This window comes from uncultured Hymenobacter sp. (genome assembly GCF_964243305.1).
In the GTDB taxonomy this organism is placed as follows: domain Bacteria; phylum Bacteroidota; class Bacteroidia; order Cytophagales; family Hymenobacteraceae; genus Hymenobacter.
The window spans coordinates 159,386-182,548 of the sequence record NZ_CAXTEF010000004.1 but is presented as its reverse complement, the minus strand read 5'-3'; the positions used below and the strand labels follow the sequence as shown (position 1 = coordinate 182,548).

20 protein-coding genes and 1 pseudogene are annotated in these 23,163 nt (G+C 61.0%); 13 read left to right on the top strand and 8 right to left on the bottom strand.

Annotation, left to right across the window (positions count from 1 at the left end; translation table 11 throughout):
* Positions 1-110: 110 nt before the first annotated feature.
* The 3 genes from ACFE70_RS04590 to ACFE70_RS04580 form a co-directional block, all read right to left on the bottom strand.
* Positions 111-797, bottom strand: a complete 687-nt coding sequence (locus tag ACFE70_RS04590; protein WP_375416541.1) for a carboxypeptidase-like regulatory domain-containing protein — start codon at positions 795-797, stop codon at positions 111-113.
* Positions 798-917: 120 nt separating this feature from the next.
* The gene (locus tag ACFE70_RS04585; protein ID WP_375416540.1) at positions 918-1,637 is read right to left on the bottom strand and encodes a hypothetical protein; all 720 of its coding nucleotides are present in this window, start codon (positions 1,635-1,637) and stop codon (positions 918-920) included.
* A gap of 107 nt (positions 1,638-1,744) precedes the next feature.
* The gene (locus tag ACFE70_RS04580) at positions 1,745-2,986 is read right to left on the bottom strand and encodes a metallophosphoesterase (RefSeq protein WP_375416539.1); all 1,242 of its coding nucleotides are present in this window, start codon (positions 2,984-2,986) and stop codon (positions 1,745-1,747) included.
* Between the two features lie 95 nt (positions 2,987-3,081).
* Here ACFE70_RS04580 and radC point away from each other — a divergent pair, with 95 nt between their 5' ends.
* Both radC and ACFE70_RS04570 read left to right on the top strand, forming a co-directional pair.
* Positions 3,082-3,816 carry a DNA repair protein RadC gene (gene radC, locus ACFE70_RS04575; RefSeq protein WP_375416538.1) on the top strand — a complete coding sequence of 245 codons (735 nt, stop codon included), beginning with the start codon at positions 3,082-3,084 and terminating at the stop codon, positions 3,814-3,816.
* Between the two features lie 132 nt (positions 3,817-3,948).
* A complete protein-coding gene (locus ACFE70_RS04570) occupies positions 3,949-4,572 on the top strand; it encodes a DUF1684 domain-containing protein (RefSeq protein ID WP_375416537.1) in 624 nt (207 codons plus the stop codon).
* Positions 4,573-4,585: 13 nt separating this feature from the next.
* On the opposite strand, the gene ACFE70_RS04565 is transcribed toward ACFE70_RS04570, so the two are convergent.
* Positions 4,586-5,185, bottom strand: coding sequence for a Uma2 family endonuclease (locus tag ACFE70_RS04565; RefSeq protein ID WP_375416536.1), 600 nt, complete (start codon positions 5,183-5,185; stop codon positions 4,586-4,588).
* Between the two features lie 150 nt (positions 5,186-5,335).
* On the opposite strand from ACFE70_RS04565, the gene pheT reads away from it, so the two are divergent.
* The 7 genes from pheT to rny all read left to right on the top strand — a co-directional run bounded on the left by pheT (position 5,336) and on the right by rny (position 16,261).
* Positions 5,336-7,789 carry a phenylalanine--tRNA ligase subunit beta gene (gene pheT, locus ACFE70_RS04560; RefSeq protein ID WP_375416535.1) on the top strand — a complete coding sequence of 818 codons (2,454 nt, stop codon included), beginning with the start codon at positions 5,336-5,338 and terminating at the stop codon, positions 7,787-7,789.
* Between the two features lie 170 nt (positions 7,790-7,959).
* Positions 7,960-9,396, top strand: coding sequence for a DASH family cryptochrome (locus tag ACFE70_RS04555; RefSeq protein WP_375416534.1), 1,437 nt, complete (start codon positions 7,960-7,962; stop codon positions 9,394-9,396).
* A gap of 269 nt (positions 9,397-9,665) precedes the next feature.
* Complete coding sequence (locus ACFE70_RS04550; protein WP_375416533.1) at positions 9,666-12,692, top strand: M16 family metallopeptidase; 3,027 nt, start codon at positions 9,666-9,668, stop codon at positions 12,690-12,692.
* Positions 12,693-12,929: 237 nt separating this feature from the next.
* Complete coding sequence (locus ACFE70_RS04545) at positions 12,930-13,562, top strand: class I SAM-dependent methyltransferase (RefSeq protein WP_375416532.1); 633 nt, start codon at positions 12,930-12,932, stop codon at positions 13,560-13,562.
* Between the two features lie 113 nt (positions 13,563-13,675).
* Positions 13,676-14,014: a hypothetical protein gene (locus ACFE70_RS04540; RefSeq protein WP_375416531.1), complete on the top strand. Its 339-nt coding sequence runs from the start codon at positions 13,676-13,678 to the stop codon at positions 14,012-14,014.
* A gap of 117 nt (positions 14,015-14,131) precedes the next feature.
* On the top strand, positions 14,132-14,425 hold the full coding sequence (locus ACFE70_RS04535) for a cell division protein ZapA (protein WP_375416530.1): 294 nt from the start codon (positions 14,132-14,134) through the stop codon (positions 14,423-14,425).
* Between the two features lie 135 nt (positions 14,426-14,560).
* A complete protein-coding gene (gene rny / locus ACFE70_RS04530; protein WP_375416529.1) occupies positions 14,561-16,261 on the top strand; it encodes a ribonuclease Y in 1,701 nt (566 codons plus the stop codon).
* Positions 16,262-16,327: 66 nt separating this feature from the next.
* Here the strand turns inward: rny and ACFE70_RS04525 are convergent, their stop codons facing one another.
* A complete protein-coding gene (locus tag ACFE70_RS04525) occupies positions 16,328-17,740 on the bottom strand; it encodes a S41 family peptidase (RefSeq protein ID WP_375416528.1) in 1,413 nt (470 codons plus the stop codon).
* Between the two features lie 127 nt (positions 17,741-17,867).
* Here ACFE70_RS04525 and ACFE70_RS04520 point away from each other — a divergent pair, with 127 nt between their 5' ends.
* Entirely contained in the window at positions 17,868-18,761 is an 894-nt protein-coding gene (locus ACFE70_RS04520; RefSeq protein WP_375416527.1) for an N-acetylmuramoyl-L-alanine amidase, read from the top strand.
* A gap of 122 nt (positions 18,762-18,883) precedes the next feature.
* Positions 18,884-19,621, top strand: a complete 738-nt coding sequence (locus tag ACFE70_RS04515) for a hypothetical protein (protein WP_375416526.1) — start codon at positions 18,884-18,886, stop codon at positions 19,619-19,621.
* An 87-nt stretch (positions 19,622-19,708) separates the two neighbouring features.
* Here the strand turns inward: ACFE70_RS04515 and ACFE70_RS04510 are convergent, their stop codons facing one another.
* The 3 genes from ACFE70_RS04510 to sucD all read right to left on the bottom strand — a co-directional run bounded on the left by ACFE70_RS04510 (position 19,709) and on the right by sucD (position 21,270).
* Positions 19,709-20,077 carry a type II toxin-antitoxin system VapC family toxin gene (locus ACFE70_RS04510; RefSeq protein ID WP_375416525.1) on the bottom strand — a complete coding sequence of 123 codons (369 nt, stop codon included), beginning with the start codon at positions 20,075-20,077 and terminating at the stop codon, positions 19,709-19,711.
* Positions 20,064-20,270 carry a hypothetical protein gene (locus tag ACFE70_RS04505; RefSeq protein WP_375416524.1) on the bottom strand — a complete coding sequence of 69 codons (207 nt, stop codon included), beginning with the start codon at positions 20,268-20,270 and terminating at the stop codon, positions 20,064-20,066. The genes ACFE70_RS04510 and ACFE70_RS04505 overlap by 14 nt, the downstream gene beginning before the upstream one ends.
* Positions 20,271-20,391: 121 nt before the next feature.
* Complete coding sequence (sucD, locus tag ACFE70_RS04500; protein WP_375416523.1) at positions 20,392-21,270, bottom strand: succinate--CoA ligase subunit alpha; 879 nt, start codon at positions 21,268-21,270, stop codon at positions 20,392-20,394.
* 326 nt (positions 21,271-21,596) lie between these two features.
* On the opposite strand from sucD, the pseudogene ACFE70_RS04495 reads away from it, so the two are divergent.
* Both ACFE70_RS04495 and ACFE70_RS04490 read left to right on the top strand, forming a co-directional pair.
* Positions 21,597-22,574 (top strand): annotated as a pseudogene (locus ACFE70_RS04495) (PLP-dependent cysteine synthase family protein); the annotation flags it as partial.
* Positions 22,575-22,670: 96 nt separating this feature from the next.
* Positions 22,671-23,090, top strand: a complete 420-nt coding sequence (locus tag ACFE70_RS04490; protein ID WP_375416522.1) for a response regulator — start codon at positions 22,671-22,673, stop codon at positions 23,088-23,090.
* Positions 23,091-23,163 lie beyond the last annotated feature (73 nt).

Below are 23,163 nucleotides of genomic sequence, written 5' to 3'. Positions count from 1 at the left end.
AGTAAATAATGGTATACTGCTCGTTGAGGCGTGATAAGATGCTTCGCAAGCTCCGCATGACGGACGATTGGGCAGCGGGCAGGGGGGTAGGGAAGCTGACTGCCGCCAGTTTACTCATACCCCCGGTTATCCTTAAAAACCCGGTTGTACTTGGCCCGCGCCTGCCGCGCCTTCTCGGCGGCTTGCTGGGCCTGAATGGCTTCCATCTTACGGCGCTCCTTGCCGGCGCGCGAAAACTGGTCGTAAAGCAAGCTCACCGGGTTCTCCAGCGTCGCGACGGGTGCTTTGGGCGCGGCCGAATCACTGGGAAACAATGGCTTGGGCTTGGGTGGGCGCTTTACCTGGCTGACTTTAGGTGGCGGAGGCTTGCGCAGGTTGCGCAGAGCCCGGTTGATGGCCGCCCGGTCGGGCCGGTCGCTGGTCACACGCACCTCGCCGAGCTGCACGCTGTCGCGCACGAGCACGACTTGCAGCACGAGCTGCGACAGGCCGGAGCCGCCCAGCAGCAGGCGCCGCGGCTTGTAGCCCACGGCCCGGAATTGCAGCGTGTCGGTCGAGAGCGCCTCCACACTGAATTCGCCCTGGCCACTGGCTGCCACGCCGCGCCGCAGGCGCTGAATCTGCACCGTGGCGCCCGGAATCGGCTGCCGGGTGTCGGCCGCCGACACCGTGCCGCTCACTCGCATCGTTTGTTGAGCCTGGGCCGGCCGGGCACTCAGGCCGGCTAGCAGCGCCAGCAGCAGGGCGCTCAGCCAATGCGGCCGGGGCGTACAGAAATGCGATAGGATGCTAATCATCAACCCGCCAAACACAAATTCACCACCAAAGTAACCATCCAAAGAGACGAAAAAAGCCTGCACCGTTGCGGATGCAGGCCTTGTTCAGCCAATAAGAACCAAATTAACTAGTCAGCTAGGCTATTCTACCTTCGTTTTGCCGCCGGCAGCCGGCTTCATCTTCATCGTGCCGTCATCGCCGTCGATTTTGGCTTTGTTGCCTTCCGAATCCTTGATTTTCACGTCGCCGTCGCGCTTCACTTTCACCTTGCTGGCGTCCATCGTGCCATCCGAAGACGACATCGCCGAGTTATCCGTGGTGCTGCCGCTGCTCATCGAGCTGCCGGAAGTGCTGCCGTCCATGCTGCCATCGCTGCTCATCGAGCCGGAGCCCGACGACATCGAGCCATCGGCGCTCGTTGCGTCGTCCACGTAGTTCGACTCGTCATAGGTTGAGCGGCTCGTCTCATAGCTCTGGTACTGGGCCGGGTCGGTAAAGACGCCTTTAAATTCTGTGTCGGTTTCGGTAGTAGCCTCGCGCATAGCAGTGGCCATGCCGGTGGTGTCAGCCGTGTACTTGGTGCGCACTTCGCCCAGGCGGCGGGCGCGGTTCACATACACGGTGCGAATCTTGGTTTTGGTGGCCTCGTCGGTGATCTTCATATCGGCCACCATCTTATCGGCAATGCGCTGGGCCCGGGCCTCCATCGCGGCTTCCGACTCGGCGCCGCCGCTCATGGTCGTGGTGGTGGTTGTGGTCGTAGTGCCGTCGGTGGCCGTGGTGGTGCCGGTTTTGTCTTGCGAGCAGGAGGTGAGCGAGAAGGCCACCGCGCCGGCCAGCAGAAGGAGGGAGTTTTTCATGAGAAAAAGAAAATAAAGAGACTGAGAATCAGTTAGGGCCGCTCTACGCAGAGCCTACGGCTGAGGTTGCTGGAAAAGTATAAACTATTTTTAATATTCATCAGCCCTCAAGCCCTGCGCAGCTCGAACACCGTGATTTCGGGCAGAAACCCTACCCGCCCTGGATAGCCCAGATAGCCCAAGCCCGTGTTCACGTACAGATGCTGGCGACCCTGCCGGTAGAGGCCGGCCCACTGCTTGTACACGTACTGCACCGGGCTCCATTTCATAAAGGGCAGATTCACACCGAACTGCATCCCGTGGGTGTGGCCGCTGAGCGTGAGGTCGATGTCGGGGTAGTTCAGCACCTGCGCTTCCCAGTGCGAGGGGTCGTGCGAGAGCAGGATTTTGAAGGGCGCGTCGCCGCTTTGGGCGTGGGCCTGGGCCAGGTTGCCGTGCTTGGGAAAGTTGGCGTGGCTGCTCCAGTTCTGCACCCCGATGATAGCAATTTTGTCGCCGCCGCGCTCCAGCACCTGGCTTTCATCGAGCAGCAGGCGCCAGCCGATTTGGGCGTGGTTGCGGGCCAGTCGGGCCAGGTTTTCGCGTTTGGCTTCCAGGCTCGGCCACTGCACGTAGTCGCCGTAGTCGTGGTTGCCGAGGCTGGAAAACTTCGGCAAGTCGGACCGAATCTGCTGCAAGGCCGGAATGTGGGGCTCTACCTCGGTGGCGATGTTGTTCACTAGGTCGCCGGTCATCAGAATCAGGTCCGCTTTCTGGGCATTAATCAAGGCCACGGCCCGCTGCAAGGGCTCAGTCGAGGCAAACGAGCCGGTGTGCAAATCCGAGATTTGCAGCACTTTAAAGCCATCAAAGGCCGGCGGCAGGTTCGGAAATTTCAGGCTCACGCGGCGCACCTTGTAGTTGGTGGCGCCCTTAATCATGCCCCAAAGCAGCGCTGCGGCTGGCAGCGCGCCCAGTCCCAAGGCCAGCCGGCTCACAAACTGGCTGCGGCTGAGCAGCGGCTCATCGGCCGTGTTGGCGTCCGGCGAGCCGCGAAAAAACAGCCGCGCCGCCAGCCGGGCCACGTCTTCCAGCAGCAGGGGCAGGACGACTACGGTCTTGCCGGCCAGCAGCACCAGCGGCAGGCACATCAGGTAGGGCTTGAGCGTAACGGCGCCGGTCTGCCGGGTCGAGCCCGCCCAGATGGCCACCGCCCAGGTACCCACCGTCAGCAGCCAGTAGCCCACGGCCATCGCCCGCCGCCCGCCTACCGAGGCGGGCGCAAATGCCGTGCGCACGGCCACGTAACCGTAGATTTCGGCCAGCACAATCAGGGCCAGCATTCCCCAGAGAAAGAAAGGACTTCGCACGGTCGGTAATGGGAAAGAAAAAGGTGGGATTGGAGACTTTAACGGCCGGCGGCAACTTATGCTTTACTTTTCGCTTTCCCTACCCCCCTCGTTTCATGGAACCCGCCGACGCTGACCTGCCGGAGCCCGCTGCCGCCTACCCCCCGCCCGCGCTCGGCATCAAGAGCTGGGCCGAAGACGACCGGCCCCGCGAGAAGCTGATGGCCAAGGGCCTGGCCGCCCTGTCCAACGCCGAGTACCTGGCCATCTTGCTCGGCTCGGGCACGGTCAGCCTCTCGGCCGTCGACGTGGGCAAGCTGATTTTGCAGGGCGTAAATGACGATTTGAATGAGCTGGCCCGGCTCAGCATCAAGCAGTTGTGCCGGTTTCCGGGCGTCGGGCCGGCCAAGGCCATCAGCATCGTGGCGGCGCTGGAGCTGGGCCGCCGCCGCAAAGAGCAGGGCGCCACCAAGCGCACCACCATCACCTGCTCCAAGGACATCCACGACCTCGTGCGCCCCCACCTGATGGACTTGCCGCACGAGGAGTTCTGGGTGATTTCGCTGAACCGCGCCAATATGGTGATGCGCCAGACCGGCATCAGCCGCGGCGGCGTGGCCGGCACCGTGGCCGACCCCAAGCTCATCTTCAAGGAAGCCCTGGAAAACCTGGCCTCGTCCATCATCCTGGTCCACAACCACCCCAGCGGCAACCGCCAACCCAGCGCCGCCGATATTGCCCTGACCAAAAAGCTCAAGGAAGCCGGCAGCCTGCTGGATTTGCCGGTGCTCGACCACCTGATTTATACCGATAACGGCTACTACAGCTTCGCCGATGAGGGAATGTTGTAAGCGTCATTTAGCGCGAAGTTTAAAAAAGTAAGAAGGAAGTTTCGCAAAGGCGAGTAGCTGACTTCGCGAAACTTCCTTCTTACTTTTTTAAACTTCGCGCTAAATGACGTTGTAAGGAAATACAAAAGTTCTATGTGGAAGAAAATTGCGCTGGCCGGGCTGCTGATAGGAATAATAGCCTACTCGCTGCCCAAAACAGCGGACACCGATAAGGCCTACGCCGCCCAGATTAACCAAGCCCGAAAGCAGAAAAACCAGCAGTTTCGCACCGCTGCCACTTCACCCTTGACTGCCGCTCAAAAGACGGCCTTTGACAGCCTGCGCTACTTCGCGCCCGACGTGAACTACCGCGTTAGTGCCCACCTGCACCGCACGGTCGCCACGCCTACCCTCACCCTGGCCCGCAATGACGGCGGCACCGACGCCTACCGCCACTACGCCGATGTCGATTTTACCCTGCCCGGCCAAACCCAGCAGCAGCGCCTGCAACTGCTGCAAAAGGTGACGCCCGCCGGCGCTCAGGAGCCGCTGTTCCTGCCCTTCGCCGACGCCACCAATGGCCAGCAGACTTACGGCGGTGGCCGCTACCTCGACCTGCCCGTGCCGGCCGACGGCGCCCAGGAAATTACCCTGGATTTTAACGCCGCCTACAACCCATTCTGCGCCTATAATCCGGAATACAGCTGCCCGCTGCCGCCCGCCGAAAACCGGATGAGCGTGGTCATCGAGGCCGGCGAGCAGACGTTTCACAAGTAGCTCATTCGATTCCCTACCCCCTCAACTCGCCTAAATCGAGCCGGAAGCCCGGCAGCACCGGCTCGCCGCTTAGCTCGCTGCTAAAGCCTTGCACGGTTTCTACGGGCTGGCCGGGCCGGTAGATGTAAGCCGTTTCCGTTTCGGTATCAATCAGAAAACCCAGCCGGACGCCGTTGCGCAGCCACTGCTCCATCTTGGCTTGCAGTGTTTTGATGCGGTCGGAGGGGGATTTGATTTCTATGACAAAATCAGGGCAAAGGGGTAAGAATTTCTGCCGTTGCTCAGCCGTGAGCACTTCCCAGTTGGCTGCCGTTACCCAGGAAATATCAGGCGATAGAATAGCGCCATCGGGCAGCCTAAATCCCGCTGACGATTCGAAGCAGCGGCCACCATGACGACGGCTCCAAAGTGCAACCTGAAAGTAAGCGTCGCCGCTGGCAGCGCTGGAATCTCCTCCTACGGGGGGCATGATGACGATTTCGTGGTTAGCGGTGCGCTCAATGCGGGCCGTGTCGTTGGATTGGCAGAACTCGAAAAACTCGTCGTCGCTGAACCCGGCCACGAATGGGCCGCGCAGCACGGTAGCTTCATCGAAATCGGGTAGGAGGTTCATAGCGGGCAGCTGGCTGATGTCAGGCTAAGGTACGCGGCTGACTAAGCTTTAGCTCCATTGGCCCCGCCCGTACCTTTGTTTGCCTTTTAGTTAATCATATTTTCTTAAAGAACAACTGCTAACTGTTCACTGCTCACTGATAATTGACCGATGCGTATTTCTTTCGACTGGCTCAAAACGCTGATTTCCACCGACAAATCTGCCGCTGAAATCGGGCAGCTGCTCACCGCCTCGGGCCTGGAAGTGGAAAGTCTGGAAGAGCTGGAAAGCTTGCCCGGCGGCCTGCGCGGCGTGGTGCTGGGCACGGTACTGACCTGCCAGAAGCACCCCGACGCCGACAAGCTCAGCCTGACCACCGTGGGCGTGGGCGACCCGGCCGGCCTACCCCGCCAAATCGTGTGCGGGGCGCCCAACGTGGCGGCCGGGCAGCGCGTGGTGGTGGCCTTGGAAGGTGCGATGCTTCATCCCACGCAGGGCGAGCCGTTCAAGATTAAGAAGTCGAAAATCCGCGGGGCGGCCTCCGAGGGCATGATTTGCGCCGAGGATGAAATTGGCCTCGGCACCTCGCACGCGGGCATCATGGTGCTGGAAACCGATTTGCCCGACGGCACGCCGGCCGCCGACTACTTCGGGGTGGGCGCCGACACGGTGTTTGAAATCGGCCTCACACCCAACCGCGCCGACGCCGCCTCGCACTACGGCGTGGCCCGCGAACTGCGCGCATTGCTCGGCCAGCCCTGCCACTTGCCCGATGTGAGTAGCTTCAGCGCGCCGGAGGGGGGTAGGGAAGCGGCCGGTGAGAACATCAGCGTCATGATTGAGGACCCGGCGGCCTGCCCGCGCTACGCGGGCCTGCTGCTCAATAACGTGGGGGTAGGGCCCTCGCCGGAGTGGCTGCAAAAGCGCCTGCGCAGCATCGGCCTCTCGCCCATCAACAACGTAGTGGACGTGACCAACTTCGTGCTCCACGAGCTGGGTCAGCCGCTGCACGCCTTCGACGCCGACCAGCTTGCCGGCCACGGCGTGCGGGTGAAACGGGCGGGGGTAGGGGACAAGCTCGTGACGCTCGACGGCACCGAGCGCGCGCTCAAACCCGAAGATTTAATCATTGCCGATGCTAACGGCCAGCCGCTGGCCCTGGCCGGCGTGTTCGGCGGCAAAACCTCCGGTGTGACAGAAATAACCACCCGCGTGTTTCTGGAAAGCGCCTACTTCGCGCCGGCCGCCGTGCGCCGCACCGGCCAGACCCACGGCCTGAAGACCGACGCCTCCTTCCGCTTCGAGCGCGGCACCGACCCGCACATGGTGCCCGTGGCGCTGCGCCGGGCGGCGCTGCTGCTCCGGGAAGTGGCCGGTGCCCGCGTGGCCGCGCCCGTGGTGGACGAGTATCCGGCGCCGATTGCGCCCGCCGCCGTGCGCCTACGCCTGCCGCGCGTCGAGCGGCTCGTGGGCCAGTACATCGCGCCGGAGCGCATCCGGCAGATTCTGACCGACTTGGATATTCTTATCAGCGAGGAAATAAGCGAAGCTGATGGCAGTGCAACCTGGCTGCTCGCCGTGCCGCCGCACAAGGTGGACGTGACCCGCGAGGCCGATGTAATCGAGGAAATCCTGCGCATCTACGGCTACAACCACGTGGCCCTGCGCCCGCACAACGCGGCGTCCTACCTGGCGCCGTTTCCTAATCCCGACCCGGAAATCCTGCGCCAGAACACGGCCCGGCAGCTCACGGGCATGGGCTTCTCGGAAATTCTGACCAACTCGCTCACCAACTCGCGCTACTTCGAGACCGAGGCCGCGCCTGCTGCCGGGCTGGTGCGCATCCTCAACTACAACAGCATTGACCTGAACGTGCTGCGGCCCACGCTGCTGCATTCGGGCCTGGAGGTCATTCGCCACAACCTCAACCGCCGCCAGAAAGACTTGAAGCTCTACGAGTTCGGCAAAACTTATCACCAGCAGCCCGACGGCACGCACCAGGAGCGGAACGTGCTGGCCCTTTACCTGACCGGCAGCGCCACGGCCGAAACCTGGCAGCACAAGGCCCAAAAAACCACGTTCCACGACCTGGCCGGCGCCGCCCAGCAGGTGCTGGCTCTGCTCGGCCACCCGCAGCCCGCGCCGCAGCCCGTCGAGCATGAATATTTAGCCGGTGGCCTCACGCTCGCGGCTCAGAATCAGCCCGTCGCGCGCCTCGGCGCCGTGGCCCCGGCCCTGCTCAAGCGCCTCGACGTGGGCCAGCCCGTCTGGTATGCCGAGCTGGACTGGGACTGGCTCAGCGCCAAGTACAAAAACCGCCTCGCCGCCCGCGAGCTGCCCAGGTTCCCGGAGGTGCGCCGCGACCTCTCGCTGGTCGTGGACCAGGGCGTGAGCTTCGAGCAGCTGCGCCAGATTGCCCAGCGCACCGAGCGCAAGCTGCTGCAAGCGGTGAACGCGTTTGATGTGTACCAGGGCGATAACCTCGGCGCGGGCAAGAAGTCGTACTCGGTCAGCTTCACCCTGCAAGACCCCACGCAGACGCTCACTGACCAAGCCATCGACCAGGTGATGGAGCGCCTGATAGGACAGTTTGAAAAGCAGGCCAGTGCCATCATTCGGCGGTAGGAGGGGGGGTAGGGATGAGGAGGGCGGGCCGCGGGCATTCGGGCCGGCGGCCCGTGTGGCGGTTGTCGCCAGTGAGATTTGTTTCTCGCATTTGTGGGCAGCGGCCGAAACCATACCTGTCGCCGGCCGGTTGGTTTGACCCCATCCGGGGACCTTGCCCGACAACTCATATGAAGATTATTCTTTGGTACCGCAACGACCTGCGCGTCCATGACCACGAAGCCCTGCACCGGGCCGCCGAAAAGACGGCGCAGGTGGTGCCGGTGTACATTTTCGACCCGCGCGCTTTCGCCGACTACCAGCTGGGTTTCCTGAAAACCGGGCCGCTGCGCCAGCAGTTTCTGCGGGAATCGGTCGAGAATCTGCGGGTTAACCTGCAAAAAATCGGGTCCAATCTGCTGGTCCGAACCGGCTTGCCGGAGGATATTATTCCGCAGCTGGCCCAGGAGCTGGGGGCTGAGGCGGTCTACGCTTCGGAGGAAATCACGAGTGAGGAGCTGGCCGTAGAAACCCGCCTCGAAGAGCGGCTCAAGGCCAGCGGCCGGGAGCTGCTGGTGTTCTGGCAATCCACGCTCATCCACGTCGATGACCTGCCCATGAAGGTGCGCGACCTGCCCGACGTGTTCACGCAGTTCAAGAACAAGGTGGAGAAGTTCGCCCAGATTCAGGCGACTTTTCCTACCCCCTCCAATCTGGTGTTTGCCGAAACCACGCCCCTGGGCGACCTCCCGGCGGTAGCTGCCGGCGGCGGGCAGCCCGCCTTCCGGGGCGGCGAGGACGAGGCGCGCCAGCGGCTGTACGATTACTTCTGGACCAAGGACCTGCTCAAAACCTATAAGGAAACCCGCAACGGGATGCTGGGCCTAGACTACTCGTCCAAGTTCTCGGCCTGGCTGGCCAACGGCTGCCTCTCGCCGCGCTACATCTACGAGGAAGTGCGGCGCTACGAGGCCGAGCGCACCCAGAATGAGTCCACCTACTGGCTCATCTTCGAGCTGTACTGGCGCGACTACTTCCGCTTCGTGGGCCTGAAGTTCGGCAACCGGATTTTCCAGCGGCGCGGCCTCAAAAGCCAGGACCCGGCGGCGGGCGGGCGCCCCGATAAGCGCGCCAAAAACGGCCGCAGCAAGGGCGCCGAGGCCGTCTTCGAGCAGTGGCGGCTGGGCCAGACCGGCGTCCCGCTCATCGACGCCAACATGCGCGAGCTGCTCGCCACGGGCTTTATGAGCAACCGTGGGCGGCAGAACGTGGCTAAGTTCCTGGTGCAGGAGCTGCGCCTAGACTGGCGCCAGGGCGCGGCCTGGTTTGAGAGCCAGGTGCTGGACTACGACGTGTGCTCGAACTGGGGCAACTGGCTCTACGTGGCCGGCGTGGGCAACGACCCGCGCGAAAACCGCTACTTCAACATCCTCAAGCAAGCCACCAACTACGACCCGCAGGGCGAGTACGTGAAGCACTGGCTGCCGGAGCTGGCGCAGGTGCCGGCCGATAAAATTCACTCCGTGGGCCTGCTCAGCAACGACGAGCAGCGGCGCTTCGGCGTGCGGCTAGGCGTCGATTACCCCAACCCGCTGGTGGACGTGCGGCAGTGGCTGCGGCGGGACTAGGGGGGTAGGGAAGTGGACAAGGCAAAGTAGGGTAAGCCGTAATACCGGAGCCGAAGGAGCGATGTAGGATGGGCGCGTCGGCAAGCTGCGCCGGTGGCAAGGCAGTTCCTGGTCCGACCGCCCGGACCAGGAACTGCTTCGCGGTCGCCGCGCCCGCTGCAACGCCGCCGGGCCGGGCGCATCCTTAGCTGAGCGCTGCAATCAGGCCCGCGTGGCTAAGTTGCGGTCTGATTTGGATTATCCACCTTTTTCACCTTTTCCTTCTGTTTATGAAGCCTCTAGGTTTACCGCTGCTGTGCGCGGCGCTGCTGGCCGCGGCGCCCGCCGTCGCCCAGCAAAAGCCGGCCGCTAGAACGGCGGCCAAGCCCGCCGCGAAAGGCCCTACCCTCCCCGGCCCGGCCAAAGCGCTGATGACCACGCCCTACGGCACCAAGCTGGTGGAGAAAGTGACCCGCAAGCCCGGCGAGCTGGTCATCCCGTATGAGAAATACGTGCTGCCCAATGGGTTGACCTTGGTCGTGAGTGAGGACCACTCCGACCCGCTCGTGCACGTCGATGTGACGTATCACGTGGGCTCGGCGCGGGAGCAGATTGGCAAGTCGGGCTTCGCCCACTTCTTCGAGCACATGATGTTTCAGGGCTCCGACCACGTCGGCGACCAGCAGCACTTCAAGCTCGTGACGGCCGCTGGTGGCGACCTCAACGGCAGCACGAACCGCGACCGCACCAACTATTACGAGACGCTGCCCAGCAACCAGCTCGAAACCGGCCTCTGGCTCGAAGCCGACCGCATGGGCTTTCTGCTCGACGCGGTCAGCCAGAAAAAGTTTGAGATTCAGCGCTCGACGGTGAAAAATGAGCGCGGCCAGAATTACGACAACCGCCCCTACGGCCTGGCCAGCGAATACGTGGCCAAGACGCTCTACCCCTACGGGCACCCCTATTCCTGGCTCACTATCGGCTATTTGGAAGACCTCGACCGCTCCGATGTGCAGGATTTGAAGAACTTCTTTTTGCGCTGGTACGGCCCGAACAACGCCACGCTCACTGTGGGCGGCGACGTGCAGCCGGCTCAGGTCGTGAAGCTGGTGGAGAAATACTACGGCCCTATTAAGCGCGGTCCGGCCGTGACGCCTACCCGCTTGCCCACGCCCAAGCTCAGCCAGGACCGCTACGTGAGCTACTCCGACAACGTGCGCTTTCCGATGATGCAGATGGTGTTTCCAACCGTGCCCCGCGGGCACGCCGACGAAATGCCGCTGGATGCGCTGGCCGAAATCCTGGGCGGCGGCAAGAACTCGCTGATTTATAAGAACCTGGTGAAAAACCAGAAGGCCGTGCAGGCCCAGGTGTATCAGCAAAATACGGAGTTGAGCGGCGAGCTGACGTTTATCGCGCTGCCATTTCCGGGCAAAAGCCTCGACAGCCTCGAAATCATTGCCCGCAACACGATGGCCGAATTTGAAAAGCGCGGTGTGACCGATGATGACCTGACGCGCTTCAAGGCCCAGACCCAGGCCCAGACCGTGAACGGCCTGGCCAGCGTGAGCGGCAAGGTCAGCCAGCTCGCGGCCAACCAAACCTTCTTTGGCAATCCTAATTATATTGCCGTCGAGCAGCGCCGCCTCAAGGCCCTGACCAAGGCCGACGTGCAGCGCGTCTACGACCAGTATTTGCGCGGCAAAAAGGCCGTCATCCTGAGCGTGCTGCCCAAAACCGGCGACGTGAAGCCCGCCAAGGCCGACAACTACACCATAGCCAAAGCCGGCTACAAGGAGCCCGACTACGGTTACGCGGGCCTCAAATACGCCAAGGCGACGGACACCTTCGACCGCGGCAAGCAGCCTGCCGCCGGCGCCAACCCGGTCATCAAAGTGCCCGCGCTCTACCAGGCCTCGCTGGATAACGGCCTGAAAATCATTGGCACCCGCAACACCGAAGTGCCGGCCGTGACCATGCTGCTCACCATCAAGGGCGGGCACCGGCTGGAACAGGCCAACCCCGGCAAGGCTGGCGTGGCCGCCCTCACCGCCTCCATGCTGAATGAGGGCTCGCAGAAGTACACCAGCGAGGAGTTCGCGGCCGAGCTGGACAAGCTCGGCAGCACCGTGCAGGTGAGCGGCGGCGAGGACCGCACCACGGTCTACGTGCAGAGCCTGACTCAGAACCTGCCCGCCACGCTGGCGCTGCTGGAAGAGCGCCTGTTGCGTCCGCGCTTCGACCCGAATGATTTTGAGCGCCTTAAGAAGCAGACGCTGGAGCTGATTGCCAACCAGAATACCCAGCCCGTCACCATCGCCGATAAAACCTACGCCCGCCTGCTCTACGGCGAATCGGACGTGATGCGCATTCCCACGAGCGGCACGATGGCCACCGCCAACAGCCTGACCCTGAACGACGTGAAGCAATTTTACCAGCAGAGCTACGCGCCCAACGTGAGCTTCCTCACGGTGGTGGGCGACGTGGACCAGGCCGCGCTCACGCCCCAGCTCGGCTTCCTGAAAACCTGGGCCCAGAAGCCGGTTTCCCTACCCCCCGCCGTGGCCGCTACCCAGCCCGACAAAACCCGCATCTACTTTGTGAACAAAGAGGCCGCTGCGCAGTCGGAAATTCGCGTCGGCTACCTCACGGGTTTGCCTTTCGACGCCACCGGCGACTACTACCGCGCCGGTCTGGCCAACTACCTGCTCGGCGGCGCCTTCAACTCGCGCGTCAACCTGAACCTGCGCGAAAACAAGGGCTACACCTACGGCGCCTTCACCGGCTTCCGCAGCAGCGCCTACCCCGGCCCGTTCACGGCCCGCGCCGGCGTGCGCGCCGATGCCACGGCCCCGTCGGTGAAGGAGTTTATGAGCGAAATCACGAACTACTCCAACGGCATTTCCGATGAGGAGCTGGCCTTTTTGCAAACCTCCATCGGCCAGAGCGATGCCCTCAAGTACGAAACCGGCCAGCAGAAAGCCGCCTTCCTCAGCCGCCTCGTCGAGTACAACCTCGCGCCCACGTTCGTGGATGAGCAGCAGCAAATCCTGAAGAAGCTGACCAAGGAAGACGTGCAGGCCGCCGCCCGCAAAACGCTGCCCGCCAGCCAGATGTACGTCGTCGTGGTCGGCGACCGCGCCAAGGTGATGCCCTCGCTGGGCGAGCTGGGCTACGAAGTGGTGGAGCTGGATTTGGAAGGCAACCGCGTGACCGCCGCCTCGGCTACCGCGGCCCCTACCCCCGTTGCGGACGATAAAGCCAAGTCAAAGTCGGACGGGATGAAGGTGAAGACTAAAACTAAAGCTGGGAAATAAGCAGCGCTCTTAGCAACAAGAAAACGGGCAGCTAGCGTCAGGCCAGCTGCCCGTTTTCTTGTTGAACAACGTTCCTAAAAACGGCTGTCCTGCTGAGCCCCGCGAAGCATCCTACCACGTCCAAACAAGGCAGTAATCAAGTGAATACTACTCGTTGAGGTGTGATAGGATGCTTCGCGGGGCTCAGCAGGACAGACGATTCACAATGACAGACGCCTTCGCTAAATCCCTACCCCCATGACCATCGCCGAAGCCTACAACCAATGGGCCGCCAGCTACGACACCGTCGTCAACCAAACCCGTGACCTCGAAGCCCGCGCCCTGCGCGAATCCCTACCCCCCTCCGCGCTCGGCAACGTGCTGGAGCTGGGCTGCGGCACCGGCAAAAACACCGCCTGGCTGGCCGAGCGGGCCACCCACCTCACGGCCGTCGATTTCTCGGCCGAAATGCTCCGTCAGGCGCAAAACCAGCTGGCCGGCCACCAGCCGCCCGTTAATTTTGCGCAGGCTGACATCACCCAGCCCTGGTTTTTCGTGCCCACGCCAGTTGATGTCATCACGTGCAGCCTAGTTCTGGAGCACATCCAAAACCTGGATTTTATCTTCGCTCAGGTCCGGCAGGCGCTGCGCCCCGGCGGCCTCTTCTACCTCGGCGAGCTGCACCCCTTCAAGCAATACCTCGGCAGCAAGGCCCGCTTCGCCGCGCCGGGTGGCGTAGTGGAGCCGGAAACCTACGTGCACCACGTCTCCGACTTCACCGAAAGCGCCCGCCGCTACGGCCTGCGCTGCCAGCAGCTGCGCGAGTGGTTTGATGAGCACGAGCGAGCCACGCCGCCGCGCCTCGTGTCGTTTGTGTTCGAGGCCGGGTAAACGACGTCATAAGAAGACGTGCGCGCTCAGCGAACCTCCGCGCCTGCCTCTGTGCCCTCTGCGGGAAATGACATCCGCGCCGCCTACCCCCCCGCACGTCGCCAAACCCCCGCTTGCGCCCTACATTCGCCACCGCAACAAGTTTATTTCCCGCCGTGGCCTCCTCCCAGCAGCTTGCCCAACTCGACCGCCTCGAACGGCAGGTAACGACCTTAGTGGCTGCCTATCAGCAGTTGCGCGAAGACCTGGCCGACGCTAACACCACCGTGCAGCAGCTGCGCGCCGACATCCGCGAGCGCGACCGGCAGGTGAAGGAGTATCAAAATGAAGAAAATATTGTTAAACTTGTACAAACCATAGCGGGGGACCCCACCCACGCCAACGAGCTGAAACAACGCCTCAACGAGTACATCCGCGAGCTAGATAAGTGCCTTTCCTATTTGAAAGAATAAACTTTCCTTTGGTAAAGGGCCGTCCCGAAGTCACTAAGAATAAGACAAATACTATTTTTTCCTGAAGCTTTTACCGTCTGATTTCTAACGCTAGCCGGCCGTCCCTACCCCCGCCTTATGAGCGAGTTGTCCATCAAAATCCGAATTGCTGAGCGCGACTATCCCATGCGCGTGGACGTGGCCGATGAGGAGCGCCTGCGCCTAGCTGGCCGGCAGCTCAGCGAGCGGCTGCGCGAGTTTCGCGAGCAGTACGGCATTCAGGACAAACAGGACCTGCTGGCGATGGTTGCCCTCGCCACAATGGCTGACCAGTTGCGGGTCAGCAAGGAAAAGGATGGCACCGACGCGGCGCTGACCGAGCGGCTGACCCGTCTCGACGGGCTGCTTTCAGGAGTGGTGCTGGCGGCGTAAGGCCTTCAGTTTCACTTTGCTACATGTTGGCTCCGGCCAGCCCCAGGTGCGGCAATTGGCCGCTGCTGGGGCCGCCATCCGGACGGGCCTTTTCTCCTGAGCTATGGTTTTTGACTCACCCAAAACCATACGTTCATGTCCCAACTTATTTTATACTGCCTGCTCGCTGCCGTCGTCGCCCTCGTGGCAGGCGTGCTGCTGGGTAGGCAGCTGGCCGGCAAAGCCCGGCAAGACCTGGAAGGTCAGGCCCAACTAAAGGCCCAAAAGCTACTAGCCGACGCGGACGCCGAGGCCACCCGCATCCGCGACGAGCGAATTCAGCAGTCCAAAGACCGTTTTCGCCAACTCAAAAGTGAATTCGAGCAGGAAAGCAAGCGCCAGAAGCAGGCCCTGGACCAGGAACTGACCGAGCGCCGCCAGGGCGTCGTGGAGCAGGAGCGCAGCATTAAGCAGCTCACCGAAACCACGCAGAGCCAGCTGGAGCAGCTTCAGCGCCGCGAAAAAGAGCTGGACGCCACCCGCGACCGGCTGCAAACTGAAACCCAGCAGCAGCGCGAAAAGCTCGAAGCCAGCACGCAACAGCTGCGCGAAAAGCTGGACAGCCAGGAAGAAAAGCGCCGCGCCCAGCACGAAACCAAGCTCGCCGAGCTGGAAGCCCAGCAGGCCGAAGCCGAAGAGCAGCTTAGCAGCGTGCAGCGCCAGCTGGAAACGATTGCTAATCTCACGGCCGCCGAAGCCCGCGAGCAGTTGGTGGAAAGCCTCAAGAATGAGGCGCAGATTCAGGCCAGCTCGTTCGTGAAAGACACGGTGGCGCAGGCCAAGCTGACGGCCACCAAGGACGCGAAGAAAATTGTGCTGGAAACGATTCAGCGCACCGCCTCGGAGCACGCCATTGAGAACTGCGTGTCGGTGTTCAACATCGAGTCCGACGACGTGAAGGGTAAAATTATCGGCCGCGAGGGCCGCAACATCCGCGCCCTCGAAGCTGCCACTGGCGTTGAGTTTATCGTCGATGACACGCCCGAAGCCATCATTATCTCTGGCTTCGACCCCGTGCGCCGCGAAATTGCCCGCCTCTCGCTGCACCTGCTCGTCAAGGACGGCCGCATTCACCCGGCCCGCGTCGAGGAAATCGTGGCCAAAACCCGTAAGAACATTGAGGAGGAAATTGTTGAAATCGGCGAGCGCACCATCATCGACCTCGGCATCCACGGCCTGCACCCGGAGCTGATTAAGATGGTCGGCCGGATGCGTTTCCGCTCTTCCTACGGCCAGAACCTGCTTCAGCACTCGCGCGAGGTGGCCAACCTCTGCGCCACGATGGCCGCCGAGATGGGCCTCGACGTGAAGAAGGCCCGCCGCGCCGGCCTCCTGCACGACATCGGCAAGGTCAGCACCGAGGAACCCGAACTGCCCCACGCCATCCTGGGCGCCGACATGGCCCGGAAGTGGAAGGAGCACCCCGACGTGGTGAACGCCATCGGCGCCCACCACGACGAGATGGAAATGACGGCCATGATTTCGCCCTTGGTGCAGGCCTGCGACTCCATCAGCGGCTCGCGCCCCGGCGCCCGCCGCGAGATGATGGAGAGCTACATCAAGCGCCTCAAGCAGCTCGAAGAAACCGCCAACGGCTTCAAAGGCGTCAATCAGTGCTTCGCCATTCAGGCCGGCCGCGAGCTGCGCGTGATGGTGGACGCCGAGAACGTGACCGACGACCGCGCCGCCGAGCTAAGCCACGAAATCTCGCAGAAAATCGAGAAGGAAATGCAGTATCCGGGGCAGATTAAAATCACCGTAATTCGGGAGATGCGCGCCGTAGCGTATGCGAAGTAGCATCCGCCTGAGTTTGCGCGTTAAATAGAAAAGTCCCCGCAGCACATGCTGCGAGGACTTTTCTATTTAACGAATCTTGGTTTTCAGATACGCCAGTGCTTTAATCAAAACCGGGTCTCGCTTAGCCAGGTAATCCTTTAAAGTAGGTTTGACCTCTACGGCGGGCTTTATACCGTAGCCCACAAATTCCCGTCCGTCGGGATAAGTGTCCTGCTTGGTGCAAATCCGCGCGGAGCCGCCGCCAGGTAGGCCAAACGACAGGGGCTGCCCGGTGCTGCCGAAGGAGTTTTCGCCCATCGTCAGCAGGTGCTTTTGCGGCGCCGCAGCAATCAAAAAATCCTCGGCGGCTGACGCCGTGTAATGGCCAATTAGCACTACCGTGGGCACGATAATTCTTTTCGCGCTCAGTTTTACAGTGTCAGGCGCGGAGTCTAAATTCTGATAAAAGTTGCCGTGAGCAACCTGATAGTATTTAAGAGCTTCCTGCTTAGTAATGCCCCAATCCTTGTTACCTGCTACCGTGTCTTTAGGCTCGACATAGCCGCCCCAGGCTTTGTAGGTCGCTACGTGCTGCCGGGTCCGGCTCTTGGCATTGTAGAGCAGTTTATCGGTAGTAAGGTATTTTAAAATGGCAGTGCCTATCTCGGTATTGCCGCCGCCGTTGTAGCGCAAATCAACAATCAGCCCTTTGGCCGTGTACAACTCCGGCAGCTTCTGAATGAACAGGCTGTCTATTTTAGGATTACCGAAGGAGTTCAGGGCTACGTAGGCCACCCCGTTCGGTAGCCATTTGAAATCTAATAAGCCTCTTTCCGGCTCAAATTCTGGATAAACTGCTTTTTCTTCCGTTAGCTGATGGGTTAGATTTAATGAAACAATGCCTCCTTTAGGTTTCTTGATTTTTACTTTGTAGGTGTCGCCCGCAACGCCCTTCAGTAAGTCGCGGATGCCCCAATCCTTCAAGATATAGTCGGTTGAGGAGGAAATGTAAGGGGCGACGTGTTCGGTGATATAAGCGGCCGTGGGCTGCCCATTCACTTCAGTTATTTCGCTGCCAACCGGAATCTCATCTTGCTTGCTTGCATTCGTTCTAATAATAATGGCCTTATTATCAATATTTTGAACAAACAAGCGGTAGTCGCCGAAATTGGTGGTCATCTGTTCGATGCCCTGCGGAAAATATACGTTGGTGTGCCCATCTTTTAATAAGGCACAGAATTTCTGTAGCTCGCGGTAGTAGGCGTAGTCATTAGGCGTTTGCGGCACAGAGGCCAGCAATTGGCGGTAAGCCTCGTCCCACTTGGCTTCATCAACTTTGTCGAGGTAAACGAAATTGTAGTTCACTTCCTGCCAGAACTTGGAGAGCCCATAAAGTTTGTCTGCCGGCGTCAGCGTGTTACGCATTTGGGCATCAGCGCTAGTTGCTAACAGCAGAAGCGAGACGACTAAAAGAAAGATGATTTTGATGACGCGGCTCATGTGTTTTTTAAGGGTAAGGTTGAAGGAAGCCCAGTCCAAATTGAGCCGTCAAGATAAGGCCAGCACTTTGCAACTTTCCCCTAAAATCTATCTGCTGCTATTCAGCAGCTTGCTCACGGCTTGCGCCGTGCAACGTAACCCCTACACCGCCACCAACCGCAGCTACCGGCAGCAGGTGCGCGCCTACGCCCGCAGCCTGCGTTCCCTACCCCCTCCTACGCCGGGAGCCGATAGTCTCGCGCTGGGGCAGCCCTGGGTGGGCACCACCAACTTCAACCTGCGCAAGCCCAACTTCGTCATCATTCACCACACGGCCCAGGATTCGACGGCGCAGACCCTGCGCACCTTCACCCTGACCCGCACGCAGGTGAGCGCGCACTATGTGATTGGGCGCGACGGCCGGGTGTACCATCTGCTGAACGACTACCTGCGGGCCTGGCACGGCGGCGCGGCCAGGTGGGGCAACGATACCGATATCAATTCCTCGTCCATCGGCATTGAGCTGGACAACAACGGCACCGAGCCGTTTGCCGAAGCGCAAGTAGCTAGTTTGCTGAAGCTGCTGGCTGGTTTGAAAAAGGCTTATAACATCCCCACGGCCAACTTTATCGGTCACGGCGATATTGCCCCAACCCGCAAAAACGACCCCAGCGCCCTGTTTCCCTGGCCGCGGCTGGCCGAAAGAGGTTTTGGGCTCTGGTACGATGCCGGGCCGCTGCCCGCGCTGCCCGCCGCCCCCGCCGATAGCAGCATCGTGCTGGCCGCCAGCCCGTCCCTACCCCGCCTCGCCGTCCCCATCGCCGACAGCTTGGTTTTGGATGCGCTGCTGGCGCGTTTGAACCGCCCATCCCTACCCCCCTTCGACCCGGCCAACGCCCTACGCATCATCGGCTACGACACGCGGGACTTGCCGGCCGCCATCCGGGCTTTCAAGCGGCATTTTATTCCCGAAACTGCCGCGTTGCCGTTGAGCGAGGCCGACAACCGGATTTTATACAACCTTTGCAAGAAGTACTGGTAAGCCGCCGCCCGGCCGGTCGGTAGCCGGGCCTGACTCAGACAGCGGGGGTAGGGGGCAACTCAGGCCGCAACAAAAGCCGCCTGCTGGCGTTGCCGGCCTCTCACGCATCCGCACTTTCTTCTATGCTGAAGCCTCTCCGCCCGCTTTTATTTCTGGTTTTGCTAGCCGCGAGCGGCTGCGCGTCGGTTTACTTTCCGGCGCCGCCACCGGCCTCGCTGCTCACCCAGAAAGGCGAGTTCTACGGCGGAATAAGCACCAATCAGCGTGGCAACTTTGCCGTGCAGGGCGCCTACGCCTTTGCTGATCATGTGGCCGCGGCGGGCACGTTCTCCTCGTATCACAACAACCGCAAGCGCCGCACCGAAAACTACGACTTTGGCGAGGCTGCCCTGGGCTACTTCACCCGCCTGCCCGACCGCCGGGTGCTGGAAATCTACGGCGGCCTCGGCGCCGGCCGCACTCAGCGCCTAGACCGCCCCGACGAGGACACGCCCACCGTCCCCGGCACCAAGCTCGACGGGTCGCTGACCAAGTTTTTCGTGCAAGTCAACTATGCCAAGAAAAAGCAGCGCCCCGTCCACCTCTTCGGCCGCGACCTGCCCCTGAGCTACGGCGCGGCCTGGCGCCTGAGCCACGTGCAGCTCACCAACTTCAAGATTAACGGCCAGCTGCAAGACCCGGCCACCAACGTGTTCTTCGAGCCCATCACCTTCACGCGCCTGCACCTGACGGGCCCGCTGCAATTGCAGCTCATGAGCGGGCAAAACATTGGCCTCAAGCGCAATAAGTACTTGAAAGCGGCCAACTCCGTGTTTCAGGTCGGCTTGATTATCAACCTGGGTGGGCAGGCCACCGAGTAGAAAATTGACAAGAAACAGATTTGATTACGCTGACTAAACTATGTCGGTCAAAAGCCTAACGTTGATGCTACGGACCTGGGTAAGTTGTCAGTTGTTAGTCAAGAATAGTTCGCAGCTCATTTTCTGAGCGGCGGCAAGGTGCAGGGCATCCAGCGATTTCAAAAATGAATACGAAGCACGCAACTGAGCCGCGTTAAAAGCAATTTCCTCTGTTATTGGCTGCACAATAAAATTTAATTCGCGAATTAACTCATCGAATTTTCCAAGCAAATCGGTGCGGCCTAGCTGCAAAGGCTTTACCCCAAACTCCATAACAGTGAGCACGCTGGTGCTGAACATGGTATTGCCAGCAACGCATTCCTGAACGAAAGCGGCTACCACAGGAGCAAATTGAGAATGGCCTTCTACCAGATAGATGAAGGGAGAAGTATCAAAATAGACGCTAGAAACGGTCATTTTCCCGAATCTCGGTCACGTACTGCTGCGCATCCAGGCCCCAGACTCCGGCGCCGCTGCCGCTTACCTGTGCCAAGAGTTGGGCGACCCGGTTTTGCGGGGCCAAGCGTTGTGCTAGTGCCTCATACACAGCCTGCGCCTCACGGTCCGTAAGCTGGCTGATTTCCTGAATGAGTTGTTCAGTGCGAGACATAGCGAAGAGAATAGGGTAGGAGTCAAGTAACGTAGGTGCCAAATATAAAATGCCAGGCGCCAAAAAAGCCCTGGTGTAAACCAAGGCTTTTCGTTGAAATAAAGGAAGGCCTGGCTGACTATTACCCGTTCAGCACGCGCAGCATGGTTTCGCCAATCTCGGCCGGCGAATCCACGACGTGGATACCGCACTCGCGCATGATGGCCATCTTGGCGGCGGCCGTGTCGTCGGCACCGCCGACGATGGCGCCGGCGTGGCCCATGCGGCGGCCGGGCGGGGCGGTCTGCCCGGCGATGAAGCCCACGACGGGCTTTTGATTGCCGGTTTCGCGAATCCAGCGGGCAGCTTCGGCTTCCATGCCACCGCCGATTTCGCCAATCATGACGATGCCCTCGGTTTCGGGGTCGTTCATGAGCAGCTCCACCGCCTCTTTAGTGGTGGTGCCGATGATGGGGTCGCCGCCGATGCCGATGGCCGTGGTCTGGCCCAGGCCGGCCTTGGTGAGCTGGTCAACCGCCTCATAAGTTAGCGTGCCCGACTTGCTGACGATGCCGATTTTGCCTTTCTGGAAGATGAAGCCCGGCATGATGCCCACCTTGCACTCGCCGGCCGTCATCACGCCGGGGCAGTTGGGGCCAATCATACGGGTGTCGGGAAAGTTCTGGAGGTAGTTTTTCACCGCAATCATGTCCTTGGTCGGAATGCCCTCGGTGATGGTGACGATGACCTTGATGCCCGCGTCGGCCGCTTCCATGATGGCGTCGGCGGCAAAGGCCGGCGGCACGAAGATGATGCTGGTGTCGGCGCCAGCTTTCTCGACGGCCTCGGCCACGGTGTTGAACACGGGCCGCTCCAAGTGCTGGGTGCCGCCCTTGCCGGGCGTCACGCCGCCCACCACGTTGGTGCCGTAATCGAGCATCTGCCCAGCGTGGAACGAGCCCTCGGCGCCGGTGAAGCCCTGCACAATGACTTTGGAATCTTTATGAACGAGTACGGACATACGGAGGGGGGTAGGGATGGGGGATTGGTGGGGCAAAAGTAGAACCAGTACCGCGAAACTCCGTTTCGCCCCCGTGCCGCCTACCCCGTCTGTCATCCTCATCTGGCGTCCGCAAAGCGAAAGACCTTTTCAGGTGAGGGCGAGCACTAAGCAATGGATTATTGCAAGTCGTTCGACGGTGATAAGGTCCTTCGCTTTGCGGACGCCAGATGAGGATGACAGAACAGGTGGGCAGGGGGTAGGGAATACCGTTGAGCCGGCCCGGCGGAACCAGGCGCCGTACCTTTGCCCTTTCCATTTGCCTATCCCACCCCCATAGCTTATTAATGTATTTCGAGCACGTAATTGACGCCATCGGCCAGACGCCGCTGGTGAAGCTGCACAGCGTCGCGGCCGGCATTCGCGGCACTATTCTCGCTAAGGTTGAGTACTTTAACCCCGGCCAGTCGGTGAAAGACCGCATGGCCGTGCGCATGATAGCCGACGCCGAGAAGGACGGCCGCCTGCGGCCCGGCGGCACCATCATCGAGGGCACGAGCGGCAACACTGGCTTCGGACTGGCGCTGGCCGCCATTGCCAAGGGCTACAAGTGCATTTTTGTGATGAGCGACAAGCAGGGCAAGGAAAAGCAGGACATCCTGCGCGCCGTGGGCGCCGAGGTGGTGGTCTGCCCCGTCGATGTGGCCCCCGACGACCCGCGCTCCTACTACTCGGTGGCCGCGCGCCTGACCCGCGAGACGCCCAACTCGTTCCACCCCAATCAGTACGACAACCTCTCCAACACCGCCGCCCACTACGAGGGCACCGGCCCGGAGCTGTGGCAGCAAACCGAGGGCAAAATCACGCACTTTGCCTGCGGCGTCGGCACGGGTGGCACCATCTGCGGCACGAGCAAATATTTGCGCGAGCAAAACCCAACCTTGGTCACCGTGGGCATCGATACTTACGGCTCGGTGTTCAAAAAGTACAAGGAAACCGGCATCTTCGACCCCAACGAAATATACCCCTACAAAACGGAGGGTATCGGGGAAGACATTCTGCCGAAAAATGTGGATTTTGACCAGATTGACCTCTTCATCAAAGTAGCCGACCAGGACGCGGCCCTGATGACGCGGCGCCTGGCCCGCGAGGAGGGCTTGTTCGTGGGCTGGTCGTGCGGCTCGGCCGTGTTTGGGGCGCTGGAATACGCGCGCGAGCACTTACAAGAGGATGACACGATGGTCATCGTGCTGCCCGACCACGGCACCCGCTACCTGGCCAAAATCTACAACGACGACTGGATGCGGGCGCAGGGCTGGCTGGAGTAGAGTTGGCTTTTAGCTGGTTTTGGCGTACCTTCACCGTTGGAAAGGCGCGTTCGAGCGCGTCTGATTTGCGGTAACTTCTGCATTGTACGGCCTATGTCCCTGACGACCAAACTCCGCCACGTCGTGCTGATTGACGACAACGAGACAACCAGCTTTCTGAACAACCGCCTGCTGGGCCGCCTCGACGTAGCCGAGGAGGTGCAAACCTTCTCGCGGGCCGATGAGGCGTTCACGGAGCTTTTTGGCGAGGCGGCGGCTCGCGGCGAGGCCACGAATGATTTGCCGGAGCTGGTATTCGTGGACCTGAAGATGCCCGGCGTCAATGGCTTCGAGTTCCTGAAGATGTACAGCGACCTGCCCGAGCCGGTGCAGCAAAAAACCGTGATGGCCGTGCTCACCACCTCCATGCACGCCGCCGACACCGCCCGCGTGGCCGAATACCCGAATGTGGAATACCTGACCAAGCCGCTGACCGAGGAAAAGATGCAGAAGCTGCTGCAAAAGCGATTTTAGAAAAGCAATAATTTGCCATAAAGGCGGTCATGCTGAGCGCCAGCGAAGCATCTCGGGCGGGTAGTAATCCAAT

What these genes read in the sequence shown, in the direction of transcription:
- ACFE70_RS04515 (WP_375416526.1), top strand. Translation starts at nt 18,884, where the DNA reads ATGCTGAAGCCTCTCCGCCCGCTTTTATTTCTGGTTTTGCTAGCCGCG.
- radC (WP_375416538.1), top strand. Translation starts at nt 3,082, where the DNA reads ATGGAACCCGCCGACGCTGACCTGCCGGAGCCCGCTGCCGCCTACCCC.
- sucD (WP_375416523.1), bottom strand. Translation starts at nt 21,270, where the DNA reads ATGTCCGTACTCGTTCATAAAGATTCCAAAGTCATTGTGCAGGGCTTC.
- ACFE70_RS04525 (WP_375416528.1), bottom strand. Translation starts at nt 17,740, where the DNA reads ATGAGCCGCGTCATCAAAATCATCTTTCTTTTAGTCGTCTCGCTTCTG.
- rny (WP_375416529.1), top strand. Translation starts at nt 14,561, where the DNA reads ATGTCCCAACTTATTTTATACTGCCTGCTCGCTGCCGTCGTCGCCCTC.
- ACFE70_RS04535 (WP_375416530.1), top strand. Translation starts at nt 14,132, where the DNA reads ATGAGCGAGTTGTCCATCAAAATCCGAATTGCTGAGCGCGACTATCCC.
- ACFE70_RS04565 (WP_375416536.1), bottom strand. Translation starts at nt 5,185, where the DNA reads ATGAACCTCCTACCCGATTTCGATGAAGCTACCGTGCTGCGCGGCCCA.
- ACFE70_RS04510 (WP_375416525.1), bottom strand. Translation starts at nt 20,077, where the DNA reads ATGACCGTTTCTAGCGTCTATTTTGATACTTCTCCCTTCATCTATCTG.
- ACFE70_RS04570 (WP_375416537.1), top strand. Translation starts at nt 3,949, where the DNA reads ATGTGGAAGAAAATTGCGCTGGCCGGGCTGCTGATAGGAATAATAGCC.
- ACFE70_RS04490 (WP_375416522.1), top strand. Translation starts at nt 22,671, where the DNA reads ATGTCCCTGACGACCAAACTCCGCCACGTCGTGCTGATTGACGACAAC.
- ACFE70_RS04555 (WP_375416534.1), top strand. Translation starts at nt 7,960, where the DNA reads ATGAAGATTATTCTTTGGTACCGCAACGACCTGCGCGTCCATGACCAC.
- ACFE70_RS04545 (WP_375416532.1), top strand. Translation starts at nt 12,930, where the DNA reads ATGACCATCGCCGAAGCCTACAACCAATGGGCCGCCAGCTACGACACC.
- ACFE70_RS04590 (WP_375416541.1), bottom strand. Translation starts at nt 797, where the DNA reads ATGATTAGCATCCTATCGCATTTCTGTACGCCCCGGCCGCATTGGCTG.
- pheT (WP_375416535.1), top strand. Translation starts at nt 5,336, where the DNA reads ATGCGTATTTCTTTCGACTGGCTCAAAACGCTGATTTCCACCGACAAA.
- ACFE70_RS04585 (WP_375416540.1), bottom strand. Translation starts at nt 1,637, where the DNA reads ATGAAAAACTCCCTCCTTCTGCTGGCCGGCGCGGTGGCCTTCTCGCTC.
- ACFE70_RS04550 (WP_375416533.1), top strand. Translation starts at nt 9,666, where the DNA reads ATGAAGCCTCTAGGTTTACCGCTGCTGTGCGCGGCGCTGCTGGCCGCG.
- ACFE70_RS04505 (WP_375416524.1), bottom strand. Translation starts at nt 20,270, where the DNA reads ATGTCTCGCACTGAACAACTCATTCAGGAAATCAGCCAGCTTACGGAC.